4 protein-coding genes and 1 tRNA gene are annotated in these 6675 nt (G+C 63.6%); 3 read left to right on the forward strand and 2 right to left on the reverse strand.

The window, feature by feature from the left end:
* Positions 1 to 131: 131 nt before the first annotated feature.
* The gene (locus KLP42_RS03565; protein ID WP_215564779.1) at positions 132 to 1541 is read left to right on the forward strand and encodes an MFS transporter; all 1410 of its coding nucleotides are present in this window, start codon (positions 132 to 134) and stop codon (positions 1539 to 1541) included.
* Between the two features lie 3 nt (positions 1542 to 1544).
* On the opposite strand, the gene KLP42_RS03570 is transcribed toward KLP42_RS03565, so the two are convergent.
* Positions 1545 to 2297, reverse strand: coding sequence for an RlmE family RNA methyltransferase (locus KLP42_RS03570; protein WP_215564780.1), 753 nt, complete (start codon positions 2295 to 2297; stop codon positions 1545 to 1547).
* On the reverse strand, positions 2294 to 4033 hold the full coding sequence (locus KLP42_RS03575; protein WP_252192713.1) for a Ppx/GppA phosphatase family protein: 1740 nt from the start codon (positions 4031 to 4033) through the stop codon (positions 2294 to 2296). The genes KLP42_RS03570 and KLP42_RS03575 overlap by 4 nt, the downstream gene beginning before the upstream one ends.
* A gap of 357 nt (positions 4034 to 4390) precedes the next feature.
* Here KLP42_RS03575 and KLP42_RS03580 point away from each other — a divergent pair.
* Both KLP42_RS03580 and KLP42_RS26815 read left to right on the forward strand, forming a co-directional pair.
* A tRNA-Gln gene (locus tag KLP42_RS03580) sits at positions 4391 to 4464 on the forward strand.
* 158 nt (positions 4465 to 4622) lie between these two features.
* On the forward strand, positions 4623 to 6605 hold the full coding sequence (locus tag KLP42_RS26815) for a DUF6538 domain-containing protein (protein ID WP_252192714.1): 1983 nt from the start codon (positions 4623 to 4625) through the stop codon (positions 6603 to 6605).
* Positions 6606 to 6675: the final 70 nt, after the last annotated feature.

The raw sequence follows: 6675 nt of genomic DNA on the forward strand, positions 1-6675 counted from the left end.
GTTGCCGGTTCCAAGGAAAACGGCTCTCACGTAGTCGTGATTCCAGTGTCAGAAGCGCAGAAATTGTGTGGCGGGACGGACCAAGGAAGCGTAGGAACGGGGCGCCCGCCGCTGACCCGAAGCCTTTCCCGATGAACCGTATCGTCCCGCTCATTCTTGCCGTCGCCCTTTTCATGGAACACATGGATTCGACGGTCATTTCCACGGCCCTGCCGGCCATTGCCGCCGATCTCGGCGTCAGTCCCATCACGCTGAAGCTGGCGCTGACCTCCTACATGGTATCGCTCGCCGTGTTCATTCCCGTCAGTGGCTGGATGGCCGACAAGTTCGGCGCCAAGAACATCTTCCGGGTCGCCATTGCCGTCTTCGTCACCGGGTCGATCTTCTGTGCCTTCTCCTCCTCGGTGCTGGCCTTCGTGATGGCGCGCTTCCTGCAGGGCATGGGCGGTGCGATGATGACGCCCGTCGGGCGCCTTGTCCTGCTGCGTACCACCGACCGCAAGGATCTCGTCTCGGCCATGTCGCTGCTGACGATCCCGGCCCTGGTCGGTCCGCTGACCGGCCCGCCGATCGGCGGCTTCATCACCACCTATTTCACCTGGCACTGGATCTTTCTGATCAACGTGCCGATCGGCGTGATCGGCATCTGGCTGTCCTCGATCCACCTGCCGGACATCCCGGCCCGCGGCACGCCGCCGCTCGACGTCACGGGCTTCCTGCTGACCGCCCTTGCCGCCTCCGGCGTCGTGTTCGGTCTTTCCGTCGTCAGTCTGCCGGCCCTGCCACCCTTCGTCGGCATCGGCGCGACCCTGATCGGCTTTGCCTGTGGCGCGCTCTATGTGGGTCATGCACGGCGGCACCCGAACCCGATCCTGACGCTGACGCTGTTTCGCAATTCCGCCTTCCGCGCCTCCGTCACGGCCGGCACGCTGTTTCGCATCGCGACGGGCGCCGTGCCCTTCCTGATGCCGTTGATGCTGCAGCTGAGCTTCGGCATGACGCCCTTCCAGTCGGGCCTGACCACATTTGCGGGCGCCGCCGGCGCCATGGCGGTAAAATTCATGGCCAAGCGCACCTTCGCGGCAACCGGCTTTCGCACCGCGCTTCTGAGCGCCAGCGTTGCCGGCTCCGCGATGACGGCGATCAACGGCTTCTTCACGCCTGCCACGCCCGCCCTCATGATTACCTTCTTCCTGTTCGCCTCGGGCCTTGCCCGCTCGCTGTTCTTCACCGGGGTGAATGCGCTCGGCTATTCGGAAATCGGCGACGAGGAGGCAAGTCAGGCCACCTCGATCAGTTCCGTCATGCAGCAGGTCAGCCTGGCGCTGGGCGTTGCCTTTGCCGCGCTGGTGCTGGAAACCTCCTCCTACCTGTCAGGCACGCACCTGCAGCTGGCGGACTTCCATCTCGCCTTCTTCATCGTCTCGGCCATTTCGCTGTGTGCCTGCCTGCCGGTGCTGGGGCTGCATCCGCAGACCGGAGCCGGCGTCTCCGGCCACCGGCGTTACCAGCCGCAGCGGGCCGAAGCGCCGGGGGAGTGAAGCTTACTCCGGCAAAACCTCATGCCGCTCGGCAGCCGGTTCCGCCTCCGCATCATTCGAAGCGTCAGCCGCCTGCGGCCGGCGGCCCTTGAAGCCCTTGGCAAGCAAGAACATCTCGACCGATTCCGAGCGCGACGAGGCCGGCTTGATGTGCAGCACCTGGCGGAAATTCTGCTTGAGCATGGACAGAAGCTCGCGCTCCGTGCCGCCCTGGAAGGTCTTTGCCAGGAAATGCCCGCCTTCCGCCAGAACCTCCACGGCAAAATGCGCCGCCACCTCGCACAGGTGCATGGTGCGCAGATGGTCGGTCTTCTGGTGACCGGTGGTGGGTGCGGCCATGTCGGAGACCACGAGGTCCGGCGTGCCGCCGACCGCCTCCATCAGCTTGTCCGGTGCCGTCGGGTCGAGGAAGTCGAGCTGCAGGATCTTCACGCCGGGAATCGGCGCCATTTCGAGAAAATCGATCGCGGCGACGCGGATATCCTCCTCCGTCGAGCCGGTGACCTTGGCGGCGATCTGCGACCAGCTGCCGGGGGCGGCACCGAGGTCGATGATGCGCCGTGCGCCCTTCAGAATCTGGTGCTTCTCGTCGATCTCCAGCAGCTTGAAGGCGGCGCGGGCGCGATAGCCTTCGAGTTTTGCCCGCTGCACATAGGGATCGTTGATATGGCGTTCGAGCCAGCGGCGCGAGGAGGCCTTCAGCTTGCCCTTCTTCACCTTCTGGCCGAGCTTGCGGCCGATCGGCGTCTTCGTCATCGGTTCTTCTCCGTGGCTGTGCGTGGCGTGCTTTCCGCCGGGCGGCGGCGCATCCGGCGCCACACGCCGTCATCGGCCATCATGTCGGTCAGCAGGCCCTCGCGCAAACCGCGATCGGCCACCCGCATGCGCCGGCTCGGCCAGCGGCGGCGGATGGCTTCGAGAATGGCGCAGCCGGCCAGCACAAGATCCGCCCTGTCCGGGCCGATGCAGGGATTGGAGGCCCGCCCGTCGAAATCCCAGGAAAGAAGCCTTGCCTGCATGGCCGAAACCTCCTGATCCGTCAGCCAGAGCCCGTCCACCTTGCGCCGGTCATAGCGCGGCAGATCGAGATGCACGCCGGCAAGCGTGGTGACGGTGCCGGACGTGCCGATCAGGTGGAAATCCTCTTCCGCCTCCTCCTCCAGCGAGGGGCAGTGGAAGCCGGCCAGCATGCCTTCCACCTCCGCCACCATGGCGGCAAACACGTCCGGCGTGACATTGCGCCCGCCATGCCGTTCCGACAGCGTGACGACGCCGACCGGCAGCGAGGTCCAGTGGGTGATGTGGTTGGCGAGCCGGCTGGAGCGGTTGTCGCGAATGCGGATGACGGCGATTTCCGAGGAACCGCCGCCAATATCGAACAGCACGACGGAGCGCGCCTCACGCCCGACCAGCGAGGAGCAGCCGGATACCGCCAGCCGTGCCTCGGTTTCCCGGTCGATGATTTCCAGCTGAAGGCCGGTCTCGCGCGTGACACGTTCCAGGAAGGCCTCGCCATTGGCGGCGGCGCGGCAGGCTTCCGTGGCGATAAGGCGCATCTTGCGCACCGGCCGGTGGGCAAGCTTCGAGGCGCAGATGCGCAGTGCCTCCACCGCGCGATCCATCGCCTCATCCGACAGCCGGCCCGTCTTGGCAAGGCCCTCGCCAAGGCGCACGATGCGCGAAAACGCATCCACCACCCGGAACTGACCGGGCCGCGTGGGCTGGGCAATCAGCAGACGGCAATTGTTGGTGCCGAGATCGAGCGCGGCATAGAGATCATCCGGATGCGAGCGGCCACGGGCGCCCTCGAAGGCCTCCGGCAGCGCCAGCGCGCCACGGCCGCGCCCTTCCGGCAGACTGCGGTGATGGCCGAAGGAGCCGGAGCCGTGCCCCTGTCCACCATGCCCCTGTCCACCATGCCCATGCCCATGGCCCTGGCCGGCGCCATGCGCGGCTGAGTGACCGCCCTGCGCGTGGGAACTGCGTCCCGATGCGCCGGCGCTGCCCTGCCCTGCCGCGACATTGCCTGCATGGCCCTTGCCGGGCGCCCCCTTGCCGGAAACGGCAAGGGGCCTGCCCTGCGGGCCACGACCTTCGCTCTTCTTGCGGCCGCGCTTGCGCCGGCGCCCGGAAGGGCTGTCATGGGAAACCGCCTGGGAAACGCCCTGCTCTGGCGAAGGCTGGGCAGCCGGAGGCTGGGCGCTCCGCGCAGCCGGCGACGATTCGCCTGCCGCATCTGCCCCCGCGCCGCCACTCCTGGCCTGCTGAGCCGCACGCGAACGCCGGCGCTTGCGCTTTCTCGGAGGACCGTCACCTTTGTCGTCCAGGCGTCGGGCATCGGCGGCTTTCGCCGTCGCGATACCATGCGCAGCGGCTGCGGAGAACGGCTTGCCGCTCCGCTTCGCCTTGCGACGCCGTCCGGCCTTGCCGTCCGTTCGCCCTGCTGCCGACGCCCCGCCTTCTGGCGGCTTGCCGCCGCTGTCGGGGTTCATCACTGCTCTATCCATCATGCCGCGCAATGGCCCTGAAGGGCGCGCTGCGGCGTTAATCGTTTCGTTGACAACAGGATAACAGCAGCCGAGGCTTTCGCCAACGACTTTGTGCCCACCGCCCGTCGCGATCCGCCCCCCTCGCAAGACATCTCGACACCACAGCCGCACACCGCTTGGCCGACCCCGCCACAGCGGGGCCGGCTTTCTCCACAGCCAGTCAAAAAAGTGCAATGCCGGGTCTTGAACACCAGGCAGAATCTGGTAGAAGGCACCCACCGAAGCGGTTCGGCCCCTCTCAGACAAATCTGAACGGCCTGAAACAACCGCTCTTCAGCTCGAAGCTTGGCTTCGACATGCTGGGGAATAGTTCAACGGTAGAACGGCGGACTCTGACTCCGTTAATCTTGGTTCGAATCCAGGTTCCCCAGCCAATTCTCCCTAAAAGCCCTGATTTCCTTGTTTTTCCAGTCGTGCCGAATATCGTTTTGGCATCATTGGCGACCTGATGCCCAAAACTGGTGCCCAGAGGTGATGCCCACGCCGTTCAAGCGCGAGGGACAAAGCTCCGGGCAAAGACAGGGTATTCGCCATGGCCGTGCGCCACGAGGTCGAGAATCTGATCCGCCGCGGAAACATCTTCTATTGGCGGCCACGCGTCCCGGCCGCCTTTATCCACTGCCGTCCCGGCAGCCGCCTTTCACTCAGCCTTCATTGTTCCGACCATAAGAAGGCTCAGATCCTCGGCCGGAAGCTCAACACGCGACTGGCCGAATTGAAGTTGAACTCGAAGGAAACGATGTCCAAGCTACAGCTCCAGAAACTGTTCGAGCATGAGCGCGACAAGGAGCTCGAACGGCTCGACGACATCAACACGCTGGCGAGGCGCAATGGGCGTGGCGGCAATATCGAGGAGATGGAACTCGATCTCGAAGCAGGATGGGCCTACCAGCTCCTGGCAAAGTTCGGAACGCGCGTGGATCTGTCTCTGGAGAATGACTGCGCGGGCCTGACCTATCTTTTGAACAATGGCGTGCCGGCATCGCATGTCGATGCCATCCGGGCAAACTATCGCGGCGAACTGACCGTGGCGCACAGCCCCGGTTTTGAAGACGGCATCCGACGGCTGATCTACCAATTCGAAATTGACGACACCGTCGCTAATCGCCAGCGCGCCATGTCCAAGATCTTCGAAGGTCGCGCCGCTGCCCTTCTTGATATCGAAGAGCGCCACGAACTGGTGGACAAAAGTCGGAGCGAATTCACGGGCAACGGAAGAGCCGTGACGCGAAATGCCGAGGTCACGGAAGCCGAACCTCCGCCCCCAGACTCTGATCCTTCACCGCCGCCTTCGGTTGTTGAACGACCATCCGCATCCGCCCTGACCGCCGGTCCGCAAGATCCGCAAATCGCTTACCTCGACCTGACCCCGCCCTCAGCCACGAGCAAACAGGCCACGCCGAAAGCTTCGGATGCCGGGCAACGGGTGGTCGCCGTTTCGGACTTCGAACAGGAGTGTGACAAGCTTATCGCCAACATGGGCAACGAGTGGACGGCTGAGACTGCCCGTGACGCCAAGGCCCTTGTGCGTATGTTTCAGTCCGTGCTTGTTGAACATGGTATCGAGCATTCCGGGCAGATCGAGCAATATCACATCGGCCTGTTGCGCCAGCACTTCAATGACATTCCCACCGACTGGGGCCGCAGCAGCCGGATGCGCGTGATGTCGGCGCCGGAACTACGCGCCAAGGGCCGGGAGACGCGCCGAGCGGCGGAAGCATCCGGAACAAAGCCGAAGGTCGGCCTTGCCGCCGCGACGATCCGCAAGCACCTTGGGAACCTGCAGCATTTTCTTAAACACGTGAAAGGTCACGGGTTCGAAATTGAGAGTTGGACCTTCGAAGGGATCCGGCCGAGAAAGCCCAAGGCTGGCGATATTCGTCAGCAGCAATACAAGCCGAAGCCGCAGGATATCGTTCCGATTTTCGCAAGTCCGATCTATATGGGCTCTCTGGATCATCTGCGGGGAAAGCGGAGAAAACCGGGCAGCCAAGTCTTCCACGATTCGCTTTACTATCTGCCCATCCTGTTCACGTACCTCGGCCCTCGACGCAAAGAGTTCGCAGGACTTTCCGTCGACGACATTGCGAAGGACGAGGACGGATTTGTCATCCTCCTTCGCACCAATGGCATCAGGCGATTGAAGACCGCGCAATCAAAACGACTGCTGCCCATGCCCGACGAATTGATCCGATTGGGCTTCCTCGATTACTATCAGGCGATCAAGGGACTAGGCTACGAAGCTCTCTTCCCGGACCTCTTCTCGGACAAGACGGACAACGACCCGGGTGATCGGTTCTACGACACCTTCGTTCCTGTAATGCAGTGGGCGCTTGGTGAGAACATGTGGTCACGTGCTATTCACGCGCTTCGGCATGGCATGGCTGATACGCTGAAGCAGGCGGGCGTCTCGACGGAGGTGATCGATGACATTTCCGGACGGTTAAGCGAGGGTAGCTGTGTTTCGGCGTGCAAAGTTGACCCCATTAGCGGGGTGATCGGCGTCCAATTTTGACCCCCTTCGGATTTATCTGACCATCCGTTTTTTGACGGCGGATGGAGAGGGAGTTGAAGCGAGTGGATAC

It is taken from the genome of Rhizobium sp. CSW-27 (assembly GCF_018760785.1).
GTDB lineage: Bacteria > Pseudomonadota > Alphaproteobacteria > Rhizobiales > Rhizobiaceae > Neorhizobium.

Bases quoted from the DNA above. Each gene is read 5' to 3' on its own strand.
- KLP42_RS03565 (WP_215564779.1), top strand. From the start codon at position 132: ATGAACCGTATCGTCCCGCTCATTCTTGCCGTCGCCCTTTTCATGGAA.
- KLP42_RS03570 (WP_215564780.1), bottom strand. From the start codon at position 2,297: ATGACGAAGACGCCGATCGGCCGCAAGCTCGGCCAGAAGGTGAAGAAG.
- KLP42_RS03575 (WP_252192713.1), bottom strand. From the start codon at position 4,033: ATGAACCCCGACAGCGGCGGCAAGCCGCCAGAAGGCGGGGCGTCGGCA.
- KLP42_RS26815 (WP_252192714.1), top strand. From the start codon at position 4,623: ATGGCCGTGCGCCACGAGGTCGAGAATCTGATCCGCCGCGGAAACATC.